Annotated in this window: 21 protein-coding genes and 1 riboswitch; of the genes, 11 read left to right on the top strand and 10 right to left on the bottom strand. The window is 68.8% G+C overall.

Annotated features, from left to right (window positions below; translation table 11 throughout):
- Positions 1-18 precede the first annotated feature (18 nt).
- Together msrB and D571_RS0107020 are read left to right on the top strand one after the other, a co-directional pair.
- Positions 19-435, top strand: coding sequence for a peptide-methionine (R)-S-oxide reductase MsrB (msrB, locus tag D571_RS0107015; RefSeq protein WP_018935967.1), 417 nt, complete (start codon positions 19-21; stop codon positions 433-435).
- 47 nt (positions 436-482) lie between these two features.
- A complete protein-coding gene (locus tag D571_RS0107020; protein ID WP_018935968.1) occupies positions 483-1367 on the top strand; it encodes a rhodanese-like domain-containing protein in 885 nt (294 codons plus the stop codon).
- A gap of 135 nt (positions 1368-1502) precedes the next feature.
- On the opposite strand, the gene D571_RS0107025 is transcribed toward D571_RS0107020, so the two are convergent.
- The 5 genes from D571_RS0107025 to D571_RS0107045 all read right to left on the bottom strand — a co-directional run bounded on the left by D571_RS0107025 (position 1503) and on the right by D571_RS0107045 (position 8199).
- Positions 1503-4634, bottom strand: a complete 3132-nt coding sequence (locus D571_RS0107025) for an efflux RND transporter permease subunit (RefSeq protein WP_018935969.1) — start codon at positions 4632-4634, stop codon at positions 1503-1505.
- Positions 4631-5701 (bottom strand): efflux RND transporter periplasmic adaptor subunit, encoded by a 1071-nt coding sequence (locus tag D571_RS0107030; protein ID WP_026287669.1) that lies wholly within the window; start codon positions 5699-5701, stop codon positions 4631-4633. The genes D571_RS0107025 and D571_RS0107030 overlap by 4 nt, the downstream gene beginning before the upstream one ends.
- A 48-nt stretch (positions 5702-5749) precedes the next feature.
- Positions 5750-6769: a glutathione S-transferase family protein gene (locus D571_RS0107035; RefSeq protein ID WP_018935971.1), complete on the bottom strand. Its 1020-nt coding sequence runs from the start codon at positions 6767-6769 to the stop codon at positions 5750-5752.
- A 120-nt stretch (positions 6770-6889) separates the two neighbouring features.
- The gene (locus D571_RS0107040) at positions 6890-7525 is read right to left on the bottom strand and encodes a TMEM165/GDT1 family protein (protein WP_018935972.1); all 636 of its coding nucleotides are present in this window, start codon (positions 7523-7525) and stop codon (positions 6890-6892) included.
- Between the two features lie 86 nt (positions 7526-7611).
- A riboswitch (yybP-ykoY riboswitch) is annotated at positions 7612-7742 on the bottom strand.
- A gap of 49 nt (positions 7743-7791) precedes the next feature.
- Complete coding sequence (locus tag D571_RS0107045) at positions 7792-8199, bottom strand: hypothetical protein (protein WP_018935973.1); 408 nt, start codon at positions 8197-8199, stop codon at positions 7792-7794.
- Between the two features lie 159 nt (positions 8200-8358).
- Here D571_RS0107045 and gshA point away from each other — a divergent pair, with 159 nt between their 5' ends.
- The 4 genes from gshA to fliL all read left to right on the top strand — a co-directional run bounded on the left by gshA (position 8359) and on the right by fliL (position 12507).
- Positions 8359-9945: a glutamate--cysteine ligase gene (gene gshA, locus D571_RS0107050; RefSeq protein ID WP_018935974.1), complete on the top strand. Its 1587-nt coding sequence runs from the start codon at positions 8359-8361 to the stop codon at positions 9943-9945.
- 27 nt (positions 9946-9972) lie between these two features.
- Positions 9973-11145 carry a PLP-dependent aspartate aminotransferase family protein gene (locus D571_RS0107055; RefSeq protein ID WP_018935975.1) on the top strand — a complete coding sequence of 391 codons (1173 nt, stop codon included), beginning with the start codon at positions 9973-9975 and terminating at the stop codon, positions 11143-11145.
- A gap of 106 nt (positions 11146-11251) precedes the next feature.
- On the top strand, positions 11252-12082 hold the full coding sequence (locus D571_RS0107060) for a zinc-dependent peptidase (RefSeq protein ID WP_018935976.1): 831 nt from the start codon (positions 11252-11254) through the stop codon (positions 12080-12082).
- The gene (gene fliL / locus D571_RS0107065; protein WP_018935977.1) at positions 12079-12507 is read left to right on the top strand and encodes a flagellar basal body-associated protein FliL; all 429 of its coding nucleotides are present in this window, start codon (positions 12079-12081) and stop codon (positions 12505-12507) included. Before D571_RS0107060 ends, fliL begins: the two co-directional genes overlap by 4 nt.
- A gap of 39 nt (positions 12508-12546) precedes the next feature.
- Here the strand turns inward: fliL and D571_RS0107070 are convergent, their stop codons facing one another.
- Together D571_RS0107070 and D571_RS0107075 are read right to left on the bottom strand one after the other, a co-directional pair.
- Positions 12547-12843, bottom strand: a complete 297-nt coding sequence (locus D571_RS0107070; protein WP_018935978.1) for a hypothetical protein — start codon at positions 12841-12843, stop codon at positions 12547-12549.
- Between the two features lie 74 nt (positions 12844-12917).
- Positions 12918-14846 carry an ABC-F family ATP-binding cassette domain-containing protein gene (locus D571_RS0107075; protein ID WP_018935979.1) on the bottom strand — a complete coding sequence of 643 codons (1929 nt, stop codon included), beginning with the start codon at positions 14844-14846 and terminating at the stop codon, positions 12918-12920.
- A 277-nt stretch (positions 14847-15123) separates the two neighbouring features.
- Here D571_RS0107075 and D571_RS0107080 point away from each other — a divergent pair, with 277 nt between their 5' ends.
- On the top strand, positions 15124-16041 hold the full coding sequence (locus D571_RS0107080; protein WP_018935980.1) for a GGDEF domain-containing protein: 918 nt from the start codon (positions 15124-15126) through the stop codon (positions 16039-16041).
- Positions 16042-16056: 15 nt separating this feature from the next.
- Here D571_RS0107080 and D571_RS0107085 read toward each other — a convergent pair whose 3' ends face one another.
- Both D571_RS0107085 and D571_RS0107090 read right to left on the bottom strand, forming a co-directional pair.
- A complete protein-coding gene (locus D571_RS0107085; RefSeq protein ID WP_018935981.1) occupies positions 16057-17013 on the bottom strand; it encodes a hydrogen peroxide-inducible genes activator in 957 nt (318 codons plus the stop codon).
- On the bottom strand, positions 17000-17347 hold the full coding sequence (locus tag D571_RS0107090) for a DUF3301 domain-containing protein (protein WP_018935982.1): 348 nt from the start codon (positions 17345-17347) through the stop codon (positions 17000-17002). Before D571_RS0107090 ends, D571_RS0107085 begins: the two co-directional genes overlap by 14 nt.
- A 117-nt stretch (positions 17348-17464) precedes the next feature.
- Between D571_RS0107090 and D571_RS0107095 the strand changes: the two genes are divergently transcribed.
- The 4 genes from D571_RS0107095 to D571_RS0107110 are packed head-to-tail and all read left to right on the top strand — an operon-like array spanning position 17465 to position 22049.
- Positions 17465-18295 (top strand): inositol monophosphatase family protein, encoded by an 831-nt coding sequence (locus D571_RS0107095; RefSeq protein ID WP_018935983.1) that lies wholly within the window; start codon positions 17465-17467, stop codon positions 18293-18295.
- Positions 18292-19707, top strand: coding sequence for an adenylate/guanylate cyclase domain-containing protein (locus tag D571_RS0107100; RefSeq protein ID WP_018935984.1), 1416 nt, complete (start codon positions 18292-18294; stop codon positions 19705-19707). Before D571_RS0107095 ends, D571_RS0107100 begins: the two co-directional genes overlap by 4 nt.
- Entirely contained in the window at positions 19704-20783 is a 1080-nt protein-coding gene (locus D571_RS0107105; RefSeq protein WP_018935985.1) for a hypothetical protein, read from the top strand. The genes D571_RS0107100 and D571_RS0107105 overlap by 4 nt, the downstream gene beginning before the upstream one ends.
- Before the next feature lie 51 nt (positions 20784-20834).
- The gene (locus D571_RS0107110) at positions 20835-22049 is read left to right on the top strand and encodes a TraB/GumN family protein (RefSeq protein ID WP_018935986.1); all 1215 of its coding nucleotides are present in this window, start codon (positions 20835-20837) and stop codon (positions 22047-22049) included.
- A 42-nt stretch (positions 22050-22091) separates the two neighbouring features.
- On the opposite strand, the gene D571_RS0107115 is transcribed toward D571_RS0107110, so the two are convergent.
- Positions 22092-23090 (bottom strand): zinc-binding dehydrogenase, encoded by a 999-nt coding sequence (locus tag D571_RS0107115; RefSeq protein ID WP_018935987.1) that lies wholly within the window; start codon positions 23088-23090, stop codon positions 22092-22094.
- Positions 23091-23120: the final 30 nt, after the last annotated feature.

A 23120-nucleotide genomic window follows, 5' to 3' on the forward strand; every position in this document is an offset into this window, starting at 1 on the left:
AATCGGGAGAATGCCGACATGACCGAACGCCCTCAGCCGCAACCGGATGAAGAAGAACTGCGCCAGCGCCTGACCCCGGAGCAGTATCGCATTGCCCGCCAGGCGGGTACGGAGCCCCCGTTCTCCGGCGCCTGGCACGCACACAAGGCCGACGGACGCTACGGCTGTGCGGTCTGTGGCGCGGATCTGTTCGACAGTACCACCAAGTTCGACTCCGGCACCGGCTGGCCCAGCTACACCGCACCCGTGACCGCCACCGCGGTCACCGAACACCGCGACGACTCTCTCGGAATGACGCGCACCGAGGTCCGTTGCGCGCGTTGCGATTCCCACCTGGGGCACGTCTTTCCGGACGGGCCGGCGCCCACCGGGCTGCGCTACTGCATCAACTCGGCGGTCCTGACGTTCCGGCCGCGCGAGGAAACCGCTCCGTAGTAGAAACGCCGGGCGCAAGCGTCTAGAGTGAAAGCCAGATCATTGCCATGGAGCAGTTCGCCATGTTTTTCAAGCCCGCCCGTCTCCCCCTTGCTCTCGTCTCCGCCGGCCTTCTGGCTTTCTCCGCCCATGCCGCCGCCAGTGCCGGCGAAGCGGTAGAGATCGACGAGTCCGAACTGGACCCGGATGCCGAAGGCTATGAACCGCCGGGACGCTCGATCTACTTCTACGTCGATACCTACGACCTGGAAGAGCTCGCGGATAAGTACGCCCGCGACGAGGTGCACGTGATCGACGTACGCACCCGCTACGAATACGACACCCTGCGGATCGACGGGGCCCACCACGTCAGCCTCGACGACGAGGACTTCGTCGACAAGGTGCTCGAGATCCATCAGGAGGACCCCGACAAGCCGGTAGCCTTCTACTGCCGGGGTCACACCTGCTTCATGGGCTACCAGGCCGTGGAGCGCATGAAGGCGGCCGGATTCGACGATGCCCGGACCATGGACTACGGCGTGTTTGACTGGGCCGAGAACTACCCGGAGGACACCGCCCTGTTCGGCGAAGCGCCCATCGAGCAGGCCGACCTGATCGACTTCAACGAATTCCGTGATCGGCTGCTGCCCCCGATGGAGTTCTCCGAACGCGCACAGCAGGACAACGCCCGCGTGCTGGATATCCGGCGCCCGTTCGAACAGGACCAGGTCGGCCTGTTCCTCAATTCTGAAACCAATATCCCGGCCTCGGAAAGCGATGCGCTGTCGGAATACCTCGAACAGGTGCGCGACTCCGACGCCCCGCTGCTGGTCTATGACATCACCGGTCACGAGATCAAGGCGTTCCAGTACACCCTCGAGGAATACGGCATCGACAACTACTACTTCATGGAAGGCGGCTTCAAGGGCTTCCAGGAAGAGGTGCTGCAATAGACACCGCTTCCCGGGGCGCACCGGATCGCCCCGGGATCCCGCTGCGCCAGGCAGGCAACGGCTCCTGCGGAAGGGGGCATCGTCTCGCCAATGAAACCGACATCAAGCGGTCGGCCGGCGTCTGTTCCGGACCTGTTACCGACGGGTCTCGCCATCCACATCCCTGACCTCCTCATCCAGTGACTCCAGCCGCCGCGTAGTGGCCAGCGGGGAGGTCGTGCCGCGGGCGATCAGGTAGTAGGTGGCCGGGATCACGAACAGCGTGAACACGGTGGCGAACAGCACGCCCGAAAACACCGCCACCCCGATCACGAAGCGCGTCTCCTCGCCCGGGCCGGAGGCCAGGATCAGCGGGATGGAGCCGGCCACGGTGGTCAGCGCGGTCATCAGCACCGGACGCAGGCGCATGCGCCCCGCCTCGATCACGGCATCGCGGAACTCGCGGCCACGGTCGCGCAGCTGATTGGCGAACTCCACGATCAGGATGCCGTTCTTCGCCGCCAGTCCGATCAGCATCACGATCCCGATCTGGCTGTAGATGTTCAGCGTCTGCCCGGTGAGTGTGAGCCCGAGCAACGCACCCACCACCGCCAGCGGCACCGTCAGCATGATCACCAGCGGATGCACGAAGCTCTCGAACTGCGCCGCCAGCACCAGGAACACCACCAGCAGCGCCAGCGCGAACACGAACAGGATCGCCTCCGCCCCCTCACGCAGGTCCAGCGACTCGCCCTTGTAGTCGATCTGCGCCTCGTCCGGCAGCACGTCGCGGGCCGCCGCGTCCAGCGTATCCAGCGCCTGTCCGAGCGTGAGGTCACCGCCCACCCCGGCCTGCACGGTCACCGCGCGCGCACGGTTATAGCGCGACAGCGACGCGGGGCCGGCCTGTTCCTCGTACTGCACCACGCTGGACAGGGGCACCAGCTCGCCGGAGTCGGCGCGCAGATGGATATTGTCGATGGCCTCGGTATTGCGGCGCTGATCGGTGAGCCCCTCCAGCACCACATCGTATTCCTCGCCGCGATCCTGCCAGCGGGTCACGGCCCGGCCACCCAGCAGGATATCCAGGGTGCGTCCGATGTCGCGCATGGAGATCCCCAGATCCCCGGCACGTTCGCGGTCCACCGTCACGTTCAGCTGTGGCTGGGTGGGTTCGTAGTCGAGCCGCGGGTTACGCAGCCCGTCCAGGTCGCGCACCTCGTCCAGCACCGCGTTGCCCCATTCCTCCAGGGTCTCGAAATCCGGCCCGGAGATCACGAACTGCACCGGTGGCCCCGGCGCCCCGGTGCTGAGTCCCTGGCGCATGACCGCACGGGCCTCGATACCGGGCATCTCGCCCAGCGAGCCCTCGATCCAGTCCATCACCTCGCGCCCGGAGGGCTCGCGGTCATCCCAGTGTTCAAGGATCGCGATCACGAATCCGTCGTTGACCGTCTCCACCCCGCCGAAGCCGCGCGGGGTGCGCACCAGGGCGCGCCGTATCGGTCCGCCCTCCTCGCTCATCAGCGGCTGCAGACGGTCTTCGACCTCGGCCATCTGGCGGCTCATGTAGTCGAAGCTGGCGCCCTCCGGTCCCTCCACCATCACGAAGAACGCGCCGCGATCCTCCTCGGGCGCGAACTCCTCGGGCAGGGAATCGAACAGGTACCACGCCGCGATGAGCATCCCGCCCAGCAGCGGCACCACCAGCCAGGACACGCGCAGACCACCGGAAAGCAGCTTGCCGTAACCGTTCTCGATGGCGCCGAACGCCCGTCCCACCAGTCGCGCCGCACCGGTCTCGTCGTCGCCCTTCTTCATCAGGCGCCCGGCGAGCACGGGCGCCAGGGTCAGGGCCACGATGCTGGAAAACACCACGGCGATCGCCATGGCGATGGCGAACTCGGCGAACAGCCGCCCCACCATGCCGTCGAGGAAGGCCAGCGGCACGAACACTGCCACCAGCACCGAGGTGGTGGCGACGATCGCGAAGCCGACCTGGCGTGCCCCGCGCCAGGCCGCCAGCAGGCCCGGCTCGCCGCGTTCGATCCGCCGATGGACGTTCTCCAGCATCACGATGGCGTCGTCCACCACCAGCCCGACCGCCAGCACCAGCGCCAGCAGGGTCAGCAGGTTCACCGAGAAACCGAACAGGTTGATGCCGATGAAGGCCGCCGTCAGGGCCACCGGCACGGTCACCGCCGGGATCAGCGTGGCGCGCCAGCTGCCCAGGAACACGTAGATCACCAGGACCACGGCCATGGTCGCCACGCCCAGGGTGATATATACCTCCTCCAGCGCCCCCTCGATGAACACCGATTCGTCGTAGGTCGGGGTGAGCGAGGCCCCCTCCGGCAGATCGGCCTCCAGGTCGGCGACCAGCTGCTTGACGCCGTTGGCCACCTCGAGGACGTTGGCGTTGGACTGGCGGATGATGCCGAGCCCGATCATGTCCTCGCGGTTGCCGCGGAACTCGGTGCGCTCGGTGTCCGCGCCGACGTTCACCGATGCCACATCCCCAAGCTGCACCAGCTGCCCGTCATCGCCGCGCCGCAGCACCAGGTTCTCGAAATCGCCGGGGGTGCGGTAACTGCGGTCGACGCGCACGCGGAATTCGCGATCGTCGGAATCCAGACGCCCTGCCGGGAGCTCCACGTTCTCGCGTTCCAGGGCCTCCTGGATCTCCAGCACCGTCACGTCGCGCGCGGCCAGGGCCTCGCGGTCGATCCAGATGCGCATCGCATAGCTGCGCGCGCCCCCCATGCGCACCATGGCCACGCCATCCACCACCGACAGGCGGTCGACCAGGTTGCGGTCGGCATAGTCGGCCAGCTCCAGCCCGCTCATCTCGGTGCTGGAGAGGTTGAGCCACAGGATCGGGGAGGAATCGGAGTCGGCCTTGGTCACCTCCGGGGCCTCGGCATCGTCCGGCAGGTCACCGAGTACCCGGCTGACCGCCTCGCGCACGTCGTTGGCGGCCACGTCCAGATCGCGGTCCAGGCCGAACTCCACCGTGATCCGCGAGCGCCCGTCGTCACTGGAGGACTCCATGTAGCGGATCCCCTCGACCCCGGCGATGCGGTCCTCCAGCCGCTGCGTGACCTCGCGCTCGATGATCTGCGCACTGCCGCCCGGGTAGGCGGTGTCCACCGTGACCACCGGCGGGTCCACGTCCGGGTATTCGCGCAGCGGCAGCTGCTCCCAGGCGATCAGGCCGAACGTCACCAGCAGCAGGTTGAAGACAATCGCCAGCACCGGCCGGCGATTGGCCACATCCGAGACGATCATCCGTCCTCTCCGGCGTCGCGCAGGCGCACCTCCGAGCCGTCACGAACGCGCGAGACGCCCTCGGACACCACCGGCTCGCCTTCTTCCAGTCCGTCGGTCACCTCGACCCAGCCGTCCGCACGCCGCCCGACCCGGATACGCTCGCGGCTGACCGTATCGTCGTCGTGCAGGCGGAACACGAAGTGTTCGTCCGCGCGCTGGATCACCGCACCCTCGGGCACGGCCGGCGCGCGTTCCGGATCCAGCGCCAGGCGGACCGTGGCCAGCATGCCGGGACGCAGGTGGCGGTCGGGGTTGTCGGCCACCGCGCGCACGCTCAGGGTGCGCGTGGAGACGTCGATACGGTTGCTCAGCGCGGTGACGTCGGCGTCGAATTCGCCCGCGGCACTGCGGCCGGTGACCTTCATCCCCAGCTCGATCGCGGTGGCGAAGCGCTCCGGCACCGGGAAATCCAGGCGCACGGTACGGATGTCGTCCAGCTCGACGATGTCGGTATCCGGAGACACCATGGCGCCCGGGCTGATCTGGCGCAGTCCCAGGGTGCCGGTAAACGGCGCGCGGATGGTGCGATCCTCCACCTGTGCGCTGGCGGCCGCGAGCGCGGCCCCGGCCTCTTCCAGACGGGAGGACTGCTGATCCACCTCCTGGCCGGTCACGATGCCGTCCTGCACCCGGTCACGCACCCGCTCCAGCTCGCGCCGGGCCTCGTCGAAGCGTACCTGCGCCTCGTCGCGGCGGGCCTGTTCCTCGTCCGCGCTCAGACGCACGAGGACCTCCCCCTGCTCGACCCGGTCGCCCTCCTCGAACAGGATCTCCTCGACCCGCTCGGTGACCGTCGGTCGCAGCATCACCGACTCCCGGGCTCGGACCGACCCCAGGGCCTCGATGACGGTCTCGAAGTCGCGCATCTCCACGTCGGTCACCCGCACCGGGGTGCGGTCATCCCGCTCCCCGGCATCCGGCAGCGTCGCCTGGGGCGCCCCGTCCGGATGATCCTGCAGCCACCAGAACGCCCCGGCCGCCAGCACCAGTACAAGCACACCGACTGCAATCCCGCCTGCCTTCACGCGCGTACTCCCGGTTTGTTCAGTTCGGTTCGGTTGGTCCGTACCCGGCTAGCCCTCTTCCCCGGGGTTCCGCAGGGCGTCCGGAAGCGCCCCCAGCGGGCGCCCGTGCGCGGCCTCCAGATCCAGCCGCGGCCCCTTCGGCACGATGCCCGAGGGATTCAGCATCGGATGCGAACCGTAATAGTGCGCCTTGATGTGGTCCATGCGCACGGTCTCCGCCACGCCCGGACGCTGATAGAGCATGCGCAGATAGGCGGACAGGTTCGGGAAGTCCGACAGCCGCTGCCGATTGCACTTGAAGTGGCTGTAATACACCGGGTCGAAGCGCACCAGCGTGGTAAACAGCCGCCAGTCGGCCTCGGTCAGGCGCTCGCCGACCAGGAAGGGCTCACGCGCCAGGCGTTCCTCCAGCCAGTCCAGGGTCTCGAACAGGCGGTCGAAGGCGGCATCATAGGCCTGCTGGGTGGTCGCGAAGCCGCAGCGATAGACCCCGTTGTTCACGTTCTCGTAGACCCGGTCGTTGACCGCGTGGATCTCCTCGCGCAGGTCTTCCGGGTAGAAATCCAGGGTGTTGCCGGTGATGTGATCGAAGGCGCTGTTGAACATGCGCACCAGATCCAGCGACTCGTTGTTCGCGATGCGGTCGCGCTCGGTGTCGAACAGCACCGGCACGGTCACGATGCCGGTGTAGTTCGGATCGGTGCGGGTGTAGAGCTCGTGCATGTAACGCGAGCCATGCACCCGGTCCCCGGTGCAGCCGTCGCAGTCATCGAACGACCAGCCGGCATCGCCCATGTAGTGGTGCACCACCGACAGCCCGATATGCGGCTCCAGACCCTTGAGCCGGCGCAGGATCAGCGCGCGATGGGCCCACGGGCAGGCATACGACACGTACAGGTGATAGCGGCCGGATTCGGCCGGGTAGCCGCCCTCGCCCAGCGGGCCGGGACTGCCATCTGCGGTCACGTAGTTGCGGTACTGCTGGTCCTGACGCACGAACTCGCCGTTCGCGTCGGACTCCTCCTCCAGCCAGCCATCGCGCAGTTCGCCGTTGATCAGCAGACTCATGGGGCATTCTCCGGGGCGTTTTCAGGGCATGATGCCACCCCATAATCCCATCGAAGGAATCGAATGAAAATCCGGGATTTTCGCGGAGAACCATCGAGAAACTCGAACGGATGCCGACAATCAGTCACCGCTGCGGCCTGCCGCCTCCAGCAGCGCCCCGGAGAAGTCCGGCAGACCCAGCTCCGGCATCCACCCGAGTGCCTCCAGCAGGCTCCACAGGCCGATCAGCAGGAACAGCGCCGCGGCGAACCAGCGCAGCGTGCGCACGGGCATGCGCTCGGCAAAGCGCCGCCCCAGCAGCAGCCCGGGTACGGTGATCAGCAGGATCCCCAGGGTCGCGCCCAGCACCACCGGCACCAGGTTGCCCGAGGCCCCGGCCAGCGCGACCACGGCCAGCTGGGTCTTGTCCGCCATCTCGAACAGGAAGAAGGTGGTCGCGGCGGTGAAGAACAGGCTGCGGGCGCAGGGATTCTCCGGCACCCCGTCTTCGTCGTCCTCCGGGATCAGCACCCAGACCGCCATGGCCAGGAACGCGATCGCGACCAGCCACAGGTGCCAGTCGGTGTCGATCACCGAGAACAGCCACACCCCGGCCACGGCCGACAGCAGCTGATTGGCGAACAGCCCGGCGACCATGCCCCAGAACACCGGCCACAGGCGGTGACAGCGCAGGCCGAACAGCGCGGCGAGGAACATCGACCGGTCGCCGATCTCGGCCACGGCCACGGCAAAGACGGAAAGAAGAAAGAGTTCCATCACGGATGATCCGGGCCGGGCGGGCGATGACCGGTGGCATCGACCCCCGCCGCCCGGCCACGAGCGCGCCCGCCGCCATCACGGCGGGCCGGAGATCCATGCCACAGGTCTCGTCGGGCCGGGATGCGGCTGCCAGCGCCATGGTCCGTGCGGACCAAAGATGTTGACGCAGGCCCCCGTCACGCGTGGACGGGGTGACTACTCCCCTGAGCAGATTCAGATTCTATCCACGACCTTGCGCCCTGTCCAGATATCGCGCCGCCGCTTCAGCGGTACAGGCGGACCGCCTGACGCCGGCCTTCCACACCGCGGTTGGCGCAGAACGACTGCTCCTCGCCGTCGGCGTAGCGTACCTCCATGTTGAACCCGGCCGCCGGGGGATGGTTGAGAGCCACGTCGCGGCGCTCGCCCGGGCGTATTCGGCCTTCGCGCATCTCCGTCAGGCTTTCACCGTGGCTGAAGTTGAAATGGATCGCCTCGATCATCTCCTCGGTGTCGTTGTGAACCGTGACCAGCAGCATGCCCTCCGGGACCTCCGGCTCGGCCGACAGGTGCATCGCCAGACCGCCGACGAGAAGACCAAGCAGGAACAGCAGGGTGGCCGGGGCGCGCAGGAAATCGATCACGCGGTCACTCAGGTCGCGCGGATCATCCTGCCTCGGAATATTGCTCATGCCGGCCTCCCCCTCTACTATCAGCTGTTCCTAATGTACCGGCGCAGGCGCGGAAAGAGAACCGAGAACCGCGACCCGCCGTCCGGTGACCGGAGAGGAACATTCCGGTATTTTCCGCCCTCCCATCCAGCAAGCTCGAGCCATCAAGGCGGTCCGCACGTGGGAAAAGAAGAACGCAATCTGCAGGCCCTGGTCACGCAGCTGGCGGAGTTCCTGCCCAGCGGCAGCCTGCACGGCCGGGTCGGGCTGGAGAAGGAGACCCTGCGCGTCGGCCCGGACGGCTCGCCGGCGCGTACGCCGCACCCGCCGGCACTGGGCTCGGCCCTGACCCACCCCCATATCACCACCGATTACTCGGAGGCCCTGCTGGAGTTCGTCACCCCGCCGTTCGACGACGTGCGCGAGACCCTCGGGTTCCTCCACGACCTGCAGGCGTTCGCCGCGGCCAGCGTGGGCGACGAGATCCTGTGGTCCACCTCCATGCCCTGCGTGACCGCCGACGACTCGGCGATCCCGGTGGCCGACTACGGGCCCTCCAACGCCGGGCGCATGAAGACCGTCTATCGCCTGGGACTGGGCCACCGCTACGGGCGCAAGATGCAGGTGATCGCCGGAGTGCATTTCAACTACTCGCCGCGCGAGGAGTTCTGGCCGGCACTGGCCCGGGTGCTCGGCGAGGCCGATAACCGCGAGTTCCGCGACACGCGGATGATGGGGATGATCCGCAACCTGTTGCGCTTCGGGTGGCTGGTGCCGTATCTGTTCGGCGCCTCGCCGGCGGTCTGCAACTCGTTTCTCGAGGGTCACGGCACCACGCTGGAGGACTTCGACGACGACACCAGCTATCTGCCGCATGCTACCAGCCTGCGCATGGGGGACATCGGCTACACCAATCGCAAGGAGGCGGACACCGGGATCAAGGCCGACTACAACAGCCTCGCCGGCTATGTCGATTCTCTGCGCTGCGCAATCAATACCCCCTGCCCGGAATGGGAGGCGCTGGGGGTCAAGGTCGACGGTGAATACCGCCAGCTCAACGCCAACATCCTGCAGATCGAGAACGAATACTACTCCACCGTGCGTCCGAAGCAGCCGCTGGAGCGCTTCGAAAAGCCCACCGACGCGCTGGAGGCCCGCGGCATCGAGTACGTGGAACTGCGGTCGGTCGACATCAACGCGCAACACCCCCTCGGCGTGGACGAGACCCAGCTGCGCTTTCTCGAGACCTTCGCACTGGCCTGTCTGCTGCAGCCCAGCCCCGCCTTCGGCCCGGGCGAGCTGGAGGCAATCGACGCCAATCTGCTGCAGGTGGCGCACTACGGCCGGCGCCCGGGCCTGATGCTGCAGCGGCCGCAGGGTGATGTCTCCCTGCAGGAATGGGCGCGCGAACTGCTGGCGCTGATGCGCCCGGTGGCCGCCATGCTCGACCAGGACCGCCCGGGCGATCCGTATCGCCGGGCCCTCAGCGAGCAGTGGGGCAAGGTGGAACAGGCCGACCTGACGCCCTCGGCGCGCATGCTGGAAGACATGATGGCGCGCGAGGAGGGCTTTCACGTGCATGCCCGGCGCCTGTCGGCCCAGCACCGCGAGGCGTTCCGCTCCAACGGGCCGCTGCCGCGCGCCGACATGCTGGAGACTCTGGCGCGCCAGAGCCTGGCCGAGCAGGCGGAGATCGAGGCGGCCGATACCCTGGACTTCGACACCTTCCTGCAGCGCTACTTCGACGGCACCCTGCGCCACGCCTGATCCCCTAATCGCGACCGGAGCCCGCCGATGGCCGAATCCGACGACCGCCGCCTGTCCACCCGCTGCATCCATGCCGGCGAGATCGGCGATGTCCACGGCAGCGCGCTGACGCCGATCTACCCCACGACCACCTTCAAGTACCGCTCCACCGCCGCGATCCTCGACGTGGTGGAGGGACGTACCGGCGGGAGTCTGTACACCCGCTACGGCATGAACCCGACCATCCGCAGTGTGGAATCCAAGCTCGCCAGCCTTGAAGGGGCCGAGGCCGCACTGGTGTTCAGCTCGGGCATGGCGGCGGAGACCGCCTTGTTCCTCGCGCTGGGTCGCGCGGGCATCGTCTGCATCGGCGATGCCTACGGCGGGACCATGGAGCTGCTGGCGGAGCAGCTGCCGCAACTGGGGATCCGCACGCAGTTCCTGCTGGGCGACGAGCTTGACCGCCTGGACGCCTGCCTGGAACAGGGTGCCGGACTGGTGTTTCTGGAGACCCCGACCAATCCGGCGCTGGAGGTCTTTCCGATCAGCGAGATCGCCGCGCGGGCGCACGCTCGTGGCGCGCTGCTGGCGGTCGACAACACCTTCGCCTCGCCGGTCAACCAGAACCCGCTGGCGCTGGGCGCCGACCTGGTCAGCCACAGCGCCACCAAGTACCTGGGCGGCCATTCCGACCTGACCGCCGGGGCCCTGATGGGCTCGGCGGAGCACATCGCGACCGTGGCCGGGTGGCGCAAGAACCTGGGTTCCACACCCGCACCGGAGACCTGCGCGCAGCTGGCCCGCAGTCTGCACACCCTGGTCGTGCGGGTCCGCCATCAGAACGCCGCGGCCCGGTCCATCGCCGAGGCGATGCAGAGCCACCCCGGGGTCACCCGCGTGCGCTACCCCGGCCTGCCGGAGGATCCCGGCCACACGCTCGCGCGCGAACAGATGTACGGCTTCGGCGGCATGCTCACCCTCGAACTGGATGCCGACACCGAGGGCACCAGCGCAGTGGTCGACCGCCTGCGCCTGTTCGCCATCGCCCCCAGCCTGGGCGGCACCGAGAGCCTGGTGACCCAGCCGGTCACCACCACCCATCACGGCGTATCGCCGGAGGAACGCGTACGCCGCGGGATCACCGGTGCGATGGTGCGGCTTTCGGTCGGCCTGGAAGACCCGCAGGACCTGATCGACGACCTCCGCCAGGCCCTGGGGTAACACCGGCCAGACACCCGCGCTTTCCCGTGCTCTCCCCGGGGTGCGCTTTGCAGCGCGCCCGGCTTCTGGCAGTTTGGTCATTCATTCTTTCGGATCCGCACCCATCGTGAACCTGCCCCTGCCCCGCCGCCTCGGAGACTGGCTGCGCAGCCTGGGCCGCCCGCCCCGGTCGGGCGACGGGCGGCGCGTAACCCTGGCGGACACCGAATGGACCGACCTGCGCCGGCGGGTCCCGTTCATCCGCACCCTGAGCGCCACGGAGGCCGAACGCCTGCGCGAGCGCATCGAGGGCCTGCTGGGCAGCAAGGAATTCGTCGGCATCGACCACGAACCGGAACCCTGGCAGTGCCACGTAATCGCCGCCTACGCCGCCCTGCCAGTGCTGGAACTGGGGCTCGAGCCCTACCGCGACTGGCATACCGTGCTGATCTACCCCGACACCTTCGTACCCGATCACGAATGGGTGGACGAGGACGGCATCGTGCATCGGGGGGCGATGCCCCAGGCCGGCGAGGCCTGGGAGCGCGGGCCCGTGATCCTGTCGTGGAACGACGTGCTCGAACACGGCGCGGTGGTGGTGCACGAAGTCACGCATATCCTGGACGGCGGCAACGGCGACGTGAACGGCTTCCCGCCGCTGCCACGCGACCGCGATCCGGCCGCCTGGACCGCCGCCTTCAGCGAGGCCTGGGAATGGTTCAACGCCCGGGTCGAGACCCCGGGTGTATCCGAGGAAGATCTACCCATGGACCCCTACGCCGCCACGGCCCCCGAGGAGTTCCTCGCGGTCGCCGCCGAGGCGTTCTTTTTCGAACCTGCCCGGCTACGCGAGGCACTGCCGGACGTCTACGCCGAGATGGCGGGTTATTTCCGCCAGGAACCCCACCGCCGCGCGGCGGTGATCGAAACCTCCATACCCGGGGAGAGAATGACATGACGCCTGCCACCCGCCACCCCCGTTCCCGGCCCGTCGGCCGGACGCCGGCCCTGCTGACCCTGCTGGTGCTGGTGTTCCTGCTGGCACCGCCCCTGGCCGCCACCGACGGCGACTCGCGCTACGTGACCCTAGACAGCCTGGTGGTCAACCTGGCCGATCCCGACTCCGCCCGGTATCTGCAGACCACCGTGCAGCTGGAGACCGAATCCCGCTCCGACGCGGATCAGGTGCGCGATCACATCCCCGCGGTGCGCGACCGTCTGATCCACGTGATGGGGGGCCGCGAGCCTTCCGACGTGCGCGGCAGCGAGGGGCGCGAAAGCCTGCGCGAAGAGGCACTGGAGGAGCTGCGCGCGACCCTGGACGATCTCGCCGGCGCCCCGCTGATCGACGCCCTCTACTTCTCGGATTTCATCATCCAGTAGGACGCCAGCCCCCTGGCCGACCACGGCGGTCGGCGATCGTCAGTGCGGGCGATGCAGGAACGGCATCTCGCCGCGATCGGTCATGTGCCGGATCAGCGACACGCGACCGGGCTCCTCCTTCTCCAGCTCGTCCGCACACTGCGAGGGCTGGTGCGTAACCTCGGACAGCAGCACCTCGAGCTCGCGCAGATCCACCTTCGGTTCCTGCAGGTCTTCAGGCTTCGGATTCTCGATTTGATGGGTCTCCCAGAACATACGCGGGTGCCACATGTGGTTCTGCGCATCCGGATGGTGGAAGAGTTCGACACAACGACGATTCAGTTCCTGTGCGTTCATCGCATGACTCCTCGTTTCGTTGTACTCGACTCCTGTTATAGACCCCGTAATTTCCGAGTGCAAGGGTTGGTCTTTCACTCCGGCGAATCACCCGCGGCATCGGCCCGCGCGGCCTCCAGTGCCTCCAGCGCCTCCATCCATTCACCTTCCTGCGTCTCCAGCCGGCTGCGCAGTTCGCCCTGCTCGCGGGTCAGGTCGGCCAGCCGCTGCGCGGCCTCGGCGTCACCGGTGTACAGCGTCCCGTCGGCCAGTTCGGCCTCGATCGCATCCAGTCGCTGCTGTATCCGGGTGCACTCGGCCTCGGCACGATCGGCCTGCTTCTGCAGGGGCCTGAGCACCTCGCGGGTGCGCGCGGCGGCCCGCCGGCGCTCCTTCTGCGACTGCGCGGGCGCGGCCGGCGCGGCATCCGCGGCCGGCACGCTGGTCTCCGGTACGGCCTCGTTGCGCCGCTCCTGCAGCTCGCGCGCATAGTCGTCGAGGTCGCCGTCGAACTCGCTCAGGTGGCCGGCCTCCACCCGCCAGAACCGGTCACAGACCCGCGCCAGCAGCTCGCGGTCATGCGCCACCACCACCAGCCCCCCGGCGTAGGCCTCCAGCGCCTCGCCCAGGGCCTCGCGCATGTCCAGGTCCAGGTGGTTGGTGGGTTCGTCCAGCAGCAGCAGCGACGGTGCCTGCCACATCAACAGGGCCAGCACCAGGCGGACGCGCTCGCCTCCGGAACATTCGCCCACCGGCCGGTCGGCATGTTCGCCGCCGAACCCCAGACCGCCGATAAAGTTGCGAAGGTCCTGTTCCGTGGCCCGCGGATCCAGGCGCTGCAGATGCATCAGCGGCGAGGCCGCCAGATCCAGCTGCTCGCGCTGGTGCTGGGCGAAATAGCCGACCCGCAGATCCGGTGCCGGGCAACGCTCGCCGACATCCGGCGTCAGCTCGCCGGCCAGCAGGGCCAGGAGCGTCGATTTGCCGGCACCATTGGGACCGAGGATCCCGATGCGGTCCTCCGGCCGCAGACGCACGCTGGCCGGGTGCAGACGCACCCGTCCGTCGCCCTGCACGCCGGCCTCGTCCAGCGCCAGCAGGGGATCGGGCAGCCGCTGCGGCGCGGGGATCTGCAGATGCACCGGACGCGCGGCACGGATCACCGCGACCTCCTCCAGCGCCTCCAGCCGCTTGAGCCGGCTCTGCGCCTGACGCGCCTTGCTCGCCTTGGCACGAAAACGCCGGACGAACTGTTCCAGATGGGCACGCTCCGCGGCCACCTTCGCCGCGGCCGCCTCGCTCTGCGCCATGGCCTCGGCGCGCCGGGCCTCGGCCCGGGTGTAGCTGCCGCTGTACAGGGTCAGGGTGCCGCGCTCGATATGGGCGATGTGCGTGACCACCGCATCGAGAAAACGCCGGTCGTGGGCGATCACGATCACGGTGCCCGGGTAGCGCGCCAGCCAGCCCTCCAGCCAGACGATGGTCTCCACGTCGAGGTGGTTGGTCGGCTCGTCGAGCAGGAGCAGGTCCGAGCGGGTCATCAGGGTGCGTGCCAGACCCAGGCGCATGCGCCAGCCACCGGAGAAGTCGGCCATCGGGCGGTCACCGTCCGCCTCGGCGAACCCGAGACCGGCCAGCAGGCGCCGCGCGCGGGCCTCGGCGCCCCAGCCATCGATCGCATCCAGGCGGGCGTACAACTGCGCCTGCGCGGCCCCGTCGGTCTCCCGTTCCAGGCGCTGCTGCAGATCCCGCAGCTCCGGATCCCCGTCCAGCACGTACTCCACTGCCGGACGCTGGCTGCCCGGCACCTCCTGCGGCAGATGGGCGACCACCCAGTCTTCGGGTACCTCGATGGAGCCGGCGTCCAGCGTCAGTTCACCCTGCAGCGCCGCCAGCAGGCTGGATTTGCCGGAACCGTTGGCGCCGGTGAGACCGACACGCCAGCCCGGATGCACGGTCAGCCCGGCCCCGTGCAGCAATACCTGGCGGCCGCGCCGCAGTTCGACGTCCTGCATGCGGATCATGGATCCAGCCTCCAATCTCTGGTCTTGCAGCGCGCGCAGTGTAACCGAGGCTTGACCGCGACCCGCCATCCCGTCGGGCGGGCACGGGTGTCAAAAAGCTGCCACCCGGCATTGCCGCGCGGCCATCACCTGCCACCGCGGGATCCAAAGTGCCGGATTTCCGCCATGCCATGATCCAGGGCCAAAGAATTAAAGATTCCATATCAATAAGTTACAAACCTGGCACATTTCTGGCTTGAACTCCGTCACACGGATCATCGATCACCGCGAGGCCGCCATGAGCAGCGATAACAACGCCACCAATCTGCGCCTGATCTCCAGCAACGGCGGGGGCCCGCAGCGCAACGCGCCCCTGGACGCCCTCGGTTTCGTACAGACGGTGACCGCCACGCTGGATCTGGACGCGGTGATCGAACGCATCAACGAACACCTGGCCGAGCATCTCGGACACAGCGGCTGGATCTTCACCAGCGACCAGGGCGAGAACTGGCAGGGCGGTGCGACCGACCGTCACCGGATCGAATACGCCCTCCGGTACAACGGTACCGACCTCGGATCCCTGGCTCTGATGCGGGGCCGGCGCTTCGATGATCAGGAGCAGGCTCTGGTGGAATCGGTCCTGGGTCTGGCGGCCCCGGCACTGCATAATGCCTGGCGTTTCCGCCGCCTGCGCGCGAACCTGGAACGCGACGAGCTGACCGGGCTGGGCAATCGCCGCGCCTTCGAGGTCCAGGGTCAACAGTGGCTGTCCGACTGCCTGCGCCAGGACCGATCGCTGTCCTTGCTGACGGTGGATCTGGACCACTTCAAGCAGCTCAACGACCGCTTCGGACATACCGTGGGCGACGAGATCCTGCGCGAGGTGGCGAGCGCGCTGCGCGATTCCACCCGCCAGTCGGACCTGTGCGTGCGCATGGGCGGCGAAGAATTCCTGGTCCTGCTGCCGGGGGCGGACCTGCGGGCGGGCATGGAGTGCGCGGAACGCATTCGTCAGGCGATTGCCCGGATCCGGGTCGCCGCCCGCGCGGAGGAGGGCGCGCCGGTCGCCAGCGACGGCGTGGCCACGATCACCGCATCGGTGGGCGTGTCCTCGCTGGGCCGGCACACCACCCTGCAGTCGCTGTACCAGAAGGCGGACGAGGCCCTGTACGCGGCGAAGGCCTCGGGGCGGGACCGGGTCCTCGCCGGCCACTGACGCCAGCGCCGGGGTTCAGCGCCCGTCGGCCTCGTAGCCCTCCCCGGGACGGATGAAATCGATACAGGTCAGCGGGGCCCGCAGGATCGCCTGACGCAGGGCCTCGACCGCCTCCGGACGCGGGAAACGGCTGCGCCAGGCCAGCGCTACCCGGCGCGACGGCACGGGTTCCGCGAACCGCCGCACCGCCAGCAGCCGGCGGGCATAGTGGTCGGCCCCCGCGGCGGTACAGGGCAGGATGGTGACCCCCATGCCCGAGGCGACCATGTGGCGGATGGTCTCCAGCGAGGAGCCTTCCAGATTGCCGGAGGTGCCGCCGTCGGAGGCGACGGTTTTTTGACACTCCGGGCAGCGCTCCAGCACCTGATCACGGAAACAGTGCCCGGCACCCAGCAGCAGCAGGGTCTCGCGCGCCATGTCCTGCAGCTCCAGCGTCTCGCGTTCCGCCAGCGGATGACTTCCCGGCAACACGCCGACAAACGGCTCGTCATACAGCGGCAGGGTCACGATCCCCGGCTCCTCGAACGGCAGGGACACGATGATTACGTCCAGTTCGCCCTGCTTGAGCCGCTCGCGCAGGCGGCTGGTGTAGTTCTCCTCGATCACCAGCGGCATCTGCGGCGCGCGCTCGTGCAGGACCGGGATCAGCTCGGGCAGCAGATAGGGAGCGATGGTATAGATCGCCCCCAGGCGCAGCGGCCCGACCAGCGGGTCCTGGCTCTGCGCCGCGACGTTGCGCAGCTGCTCCACCTCGGACAGCACCTGCCGGGCCTGGGCGATCAACCGCTCGCCGGCCGGGGTGACACTGATCTCGCCGTGGCCGCGCTCGAACAGCGTCACCCCCAGTTCGTCCTCCAGCTTGCGCACCGCCACCGACAGCGACGGCTGCGACACATGGCACGCCTCGGCGGCCCGCCCGAAATGGCGCGCATCGGCAACGGCCACCGCATAGCGCAGTTCACTCAGGGTCATGCCGCTCGCCTCCCTTGTCGTCCACCGTTCGCCCGCCCTCCGGCCAGTCCAGGGTAATGCGTTCCAGGGTGGCGCCCCGCAGGATCAGCCAGCCGCGCCGCCGCTCCACGCCATCCCCGGCAAAATCGAAAACATATTCCCGCCGCAGCACCGGATTGCCCTGCTGGCGCACCGGGCGGACCCGTCGACGCACCACGCTGCCGTCGAGAAACTGCACGCCGGCGCGGTCACAGGCCTGGCGCGCCAGCCGCCGGGCACGCTCGTGTGCCCGCCAGTTGGCGTTCAGATAGGCCACCACCGCGGCCAGGGCTAACAGGATCAACACGCCGGTCATGGATCGGTATGATACGCATACTGACACCGCACACGCCCGCCGCCCCTCCGGAGGCTCTCCTGTCGCCCCGGATCCCGGCGCCGCACCGACGAGGTCCGGACCCGTCCTGGAAACCGCATGAACGGCAACACCATCCCCTTTTCCGACCTGCTGGAAGGCCTGCGGGCGGTTGGCCGCGAGGAACTCCTTCCGCGATTTGCCGGCGGCACGCCGGTGGATTACAAGCCGGACGGCTCGGTGATCACGCCGGCGGACCACGCCGCGGACGCCGCGATCCGCCATCTGCTGCGCGGGCTGGGGATCCACGAGCCCGTCCTCAGTGAAGAACAGACGGCCGAAGAGCAGCAGCGGGTACTGGACGAGGCCTCGACGTTCTGGCTGCTGGACCCGCTCGACGGCACCAGCAACTTCGCCGCCGGCCTGCCGTTCTTCGCGATCTCCCTGGCACGCATCGAGGGGGACCGCGTGACCCACGGGGCCACCCTGGACCCGGTGCGCGGAGAACTGTTTTCCGCCACCGCGGACGGCCCGCTGCTGCTGAACGGCGAACGACCCGGCACCGCCGGTTCCGCGATCCCGCCCCTGCATCGCTGCATCGCCCTGGTGGACTACAAGCGGGTGCCGCGGACGCTGGGACTGGCCCTGCTGGACGCGGCACCGTTCGCCTCACAGCGCAATCTTGGCGCCTGCGCGCTGGAATGGGCCTGGCTGGCGGCCGGCCGGGCGGATCTCTACCTGCATGGCGGACAGGCCCCGTGGGACAGCACCGCCGGCACCCTGATGCTGCGGCGAGCAGGAGGCGACATGGGCGATCTGACCGGTCATCCCTTGTTCCGCCGTGATCTCGCCCGCCGGCCGGCCATCGCCGGCCGGGCCCCGGAACTGCATCGCGCCTGGCACGCATGGATCACCGACCACCTGACTCCGCCCGCCGGGGAAGCAACGTGAGGCGACTGTTCACCCGCGGCGGGCCCTCTGCTCGCCGGCGCAATACGGACCTTGCCCCGCGCTATCTGCCCATCGCGTGGAAGATCGTGGCGGTGATCGCCGGACTGACGCTGTCCGGGATCGGGGTGCTGGCGTGGGTGATCCTCAGTCAGGTGAGCACCGTGCTGGACAACCAGATCCAGGCCCAGGCGGAGCTGACCGTCGCCCCGGTGGCCCGCACCTCCGGCGAACTGATCCTCGCCGAGGACCACCTGACCCTGGAGACCCTGCTGAACTCGCTGGTGGAAGACGGGCGGGTCGAGTACATCGCCGCCTACGCGATCGACCGGGGCCGCGTGGCGGTGGCCGGCAGCATCCCGGGGGATAACGGCGCCGATTCCGTGTGGCCGCTGAGTGCCGGCAGCGAGCCCTATCGCCGCGAGGTCCGCTTTCAGGACGTCCAGGTGGGCTACATCGAGGCCCATATCGACGCCACGCCGATGCAGGAGCTGATACGCAACACCGTCAACGCGGGGATCATCACTGCCACCGTCGTGTTCCTGCTGAGTCTGGTGCTCGCGATCGACATCTCGCGGCGCCTGGTGCGTCCGCTGGAGCACCTGGCGCAGACCATGCGCGAACGCCTGCCGCCGCCCCCCGAGGATCACGACGACCCGCGGGTCGTGGTCCGCCGGGACGAGATCAGCCAGCTCACCGATGCCTTCAACACCATGGCGCAGGACCTGCTGCGCAAGGACCAGGTCGAGGCGGCGCTGCGGCGCTACGTCTCCACCGGCGTGGCCGAGGACATCCTCGAGAATCTGGACCGGGTCGAGCTGGGCGGACGCGCAGTGGAAGGGTCGGTGCTGTTCGCCGACATCACCGGCTACACCGCCCTGTCTCAGCAGTGCACCCCGGAGGAGCTGGGAAGCATGCTCAACGAGTTCTTCGGGCCGATGGCCGAGTGCATCGCGGCACACGGCGGCACGGTGGACAAGTACATGGGAGACTGCACAATGGCGGTGTTCGGAGCCGCCCGCCCGGACCCCGATCACCGCATCAGCGCCCTGTGCACCGGGCTCGCACTGCTGGATACCGTGGCGCGCATCAATGCCGACCGTGCGGCCCGTGGCGAACGCCGGGTGGAATTCCGCGTCGGACTGTACGCCGGCGAGATGCTCGCCGGCAACATGGGCGCACGCGACCGCATGCAGTTCACGGTGGTCGGCGAGACCGTGAATCTGGCCGCGCGCCTGGTGACCGTCGCACCGCCGGGCGGCCTGGTCACCACGCGCGATTTCATGGAGCATCCGCAGATGGTCGGGCACAAAACCGGGAGATTCGTGGAGGAAGATTTCGGCCAGCATCGGCTGCACGGCCTGCGCGACCCGGTGGACGTGGTCCGCGTAAGCCCGTCACAAGCCGTGTCATGACACGATATTGGCTCCGCTGCACCCTGCCCGGCATCCTGCTGGTCCTGGCGACACTGCACGGCTGCGCCCTGCTGGAACCGCTGCAGGACCCGGACACCCGTATCGATCGCGCCGTGGCGGCGGGTGAATACCGTCAGGCGCTGGAAATCATCGAGGGAATGGATGACGACGAGCGCACGGGGCGCGAGGCACGGCGCGGCGAGATCGAGGTGCGTGCAGCCGACGCCGCGGACCGGGCCCTGCGCGAGGCCGAGGCGAAGACCGCCGAGGGCAATGTGGGACGAGCCCTGGACATCCTCGAGGAGGCCGATGCGCGCCTGCCCGCCAGCGCCGTGCGCGAACAGCGCATCGAAGAGCTGGAGCACCACCGTCGCATCGGTCTCGATGCCCTCGAACGCCGGCACCGGATGATGGAGGCCGGCGCACTGGCCGAACGCCTGCGGCTGCTGGACATCATGCAGCCCCTGACGCGCGACGACGATGCACTGCCCGATGACATCGAAGAACTGCGCGAGCGCGGCACCCGGCTCGCCGCAGAGCTCGAGCGCGATGCGCGCGACGGCGATCCCGAGGCCGCCCTGGAGCGTCTGCGTCTGGCGGAGAAGCTGGACCCCGAGCGGCGCGAGGAGCGCGAACAGCGAATCGCGGAGCTGAAGACAAAGACCGGCGCCTCCCCCGACCCGATCGAACCCGAGGACACGCCCCCTCTGCTGGACGCCATCGAACGGGCGCTGGAGGCGGATGACCTGGTCCGTGCGGGGGAACACTGCCGCGACCTGTCCGAACAGGCGCTGTCGGGTTCGATCGCCGAACGCCACCGCTCCCTGTGCGAGCGCTGGGAGGAGCGCCGTGACGCGCGCACCGCCGAACTGCTGGAACAGGGCAATGCCGATTATGCCGCCGGACACATCCACCGCGCCCTGGAGGCCTGGGAGCATGCGCTGGAACTGGATCCGGAACATTCCGGGCTGCGCAGCGCCCACGAGCGCGGCCAGCGGGTACTGGAGCGTCTCGAATCCCTGCGCGGCCCGGTGGAAGGGCCGGATACGCCGGGCGAGACCCTGCCGGCGCCCTGACGGGCCTGATAGCATGCGCCCAACCGCAAACATCCCACCACCGGCCCGCCCATGAATCCGACCGTCCAGGACCTGATCGCCCGCGAACCCCACCGCGTGTTGCAGCTGGGGGAGACCGAGATCGTGCTGCTGGGCACGGCACACGTCTCGCGCGCCAGCGCCGAACAGGTCCGCAGTCTGATCGACACCGGGGATTTCGACGCGGTCGCCATCGAGCTGTGCGAGAGCCGCCAGCGCGCGATGCTGGATCCCGACGCGCTGGGCCGCATGGACCTGTTCAGCGTGATCCGCCAGGGCCAGGCCCCGATGATCGCCGCCAGCCTCGCGCTGGGGGCCTACCAGCAGCGCCTGGCCGAGCAGTACGGGATCGAGCCGGGCGCGGAGATGCGCGCGGCCATGGACGGCGCCCTCGACCAGGGCGTGCCGCTGGCGCTGATCGACCGCGATCTGGGCCTGACCCTGCGGCGCACCTACCGGGCCGTTCCGTGGTGGCAGCGCATGGGCCTGGTCGGCGGCCTGCTGGGCAGCGTGCTCAGCCGCGAAAAGATCGACGAGAGCGAGATCGAGCGCCTGAAGGAAGGCGACATGCTGGAGAACACCTTCAGCGAGTTCGCCGAGCAGTCCGAGGCCCTGTACGGCACGCTGATCCACGAACGCGACCTGTACATGGCCGCACATCTGCGGCGCATGGCCGCCAGTGGCGAACACCGGCGCATCCTCGCGGTGGTCGGCGCCGGGCACCTGGCCGGCATCGCCGAACAGATCGGCCAGCAGCAACAACCGCCGGACGAGATCCTGGACGAACTCGATCAGGCCCCGCCGAAGGCCCGCTGGCCGAAGGTGGTCCCGTGGGTCGTGGTGGGGGTGATCCTCACCGGCTTCGTCATCGGATTCCTGCGCAACCCCGACATCGGGATACAGATGATCATCGACTGGGTGGTCATCAATGGCGGGCTGGCCGCCGTGGGAGCGGCCATTGCCCTGGCCCACCCGCTGACCCTGCTGACCGCCGCGCTGGCCGCGCCGCTGACCTCCCTGAACCCCACCATCGGGGTCGGCTTCGTGGCCGCCGCCGCGGAGATCTTCCTGCGCAAGCCACGGGTCTCGGATTTCGCCCGCCTGCGCCAGGACACCACCCACGCCCGCGGGTGGTGGCACAACCGGGTCTCGCGCGTGCTGCTGGTATTCCTGCTGACGACCCTGGGCTCGGCCGCCGGCACCTACATCGGCGGGGCGCGGGTGTTCAGCCACCTGTTCGGCGGCTGAACACCCGGCTCCTCGGTCAGGCCCGCCTCAGTCGGGCCCGCATCAGTCAGGGATGCGCAGCACCAGCTTGCCGCGACGCCCGCCGGCCTCGATCCGCCGGTGCGCCTCCGCGGTCTGCGCCAGCGGCAGCACGTCCTCGACGTTGACCTCCAGGGTGCCGGCCTCCAGACGCGCCAGGCCGTCGGCCACGATCCTGGCCTGCCGCGCGAGGCCGGTCCGGCTGCGCTGCAGCATCGGCGTCAGCATCAGCTCCAGATGGATGGCCGCGTTCTGCAGGCGCGCCGGATTCCAGTCCATGCCGTCGGGAGGCGCGAGCAGGGTCACCAGGCGGCCACCAAAGCGGATCTGCCCGAGCCCCTGGACGAAGGTATCACCGCCCACCGTGTCCAGCACCAGGTCGAAATGGCGCCCGTCGGTGAATGCGGCGATATCGGCGGCGGCACGCTCGCTGCGGATGTCCACGTGATCCACGCCCAGAGCGCGCATCACGTCCGCGCCGGTCTCGCTGCGCACCAGACCCAGCACCCGGCCGCCGGCGGAGCGCGCCAGCTGGACCGCCATCTGCCCGACCCCGCCGCTGGCCGCATGCACCAGCACGTAGTCACCCTTTTGCATCCCGCCGCGATCGAACAGCGCTTCCCACGCGGTGATCCAGGCCAGCGGCAGGGCCGCCGCCTCGGCATCGGAGACCGCGTCGGGGACGGGCACCAGGGCCGCCTCGGGCACCACCGCCTGTTCGGCACAGGTCCCCGGATCCGCCCCGGTACCGCCGAAGCAGAAGGCCACGCGCTGCCCCGGGCGAACGGACTGCACCGCGCCGCCGCAGTCCTCCACGATACCCACCCCGTCACAGCCGGGGGTGTTGTGCGGCGCACCTTCCACCAGCATGCCGCCGGTACGGACCTTGGTATCCACCGGATTGACGCCCGCCGCCAGCAGGCGCACGCGCACCTCATCGGGCTCGCGGATCACCGGATCGGGGCACTCCCCCATGAACAGCACGTCGGCCGTGCCGGGTTCCCTGAACTGGATCGCTTGCATGTCGCTCCCTGGATTTGAGAAAGGCTGGAT

Source organism: Thioalkalivibrio sp. ALJ24 (assembly GCF_000377785.1).
Taxonomy (GTDB): Bacteria; Pseudomonadota; Gammaproteobacteria; order Ectothiorhodospirales; family Ectothiorhodospiraceae; genus Thioalkalivibrio.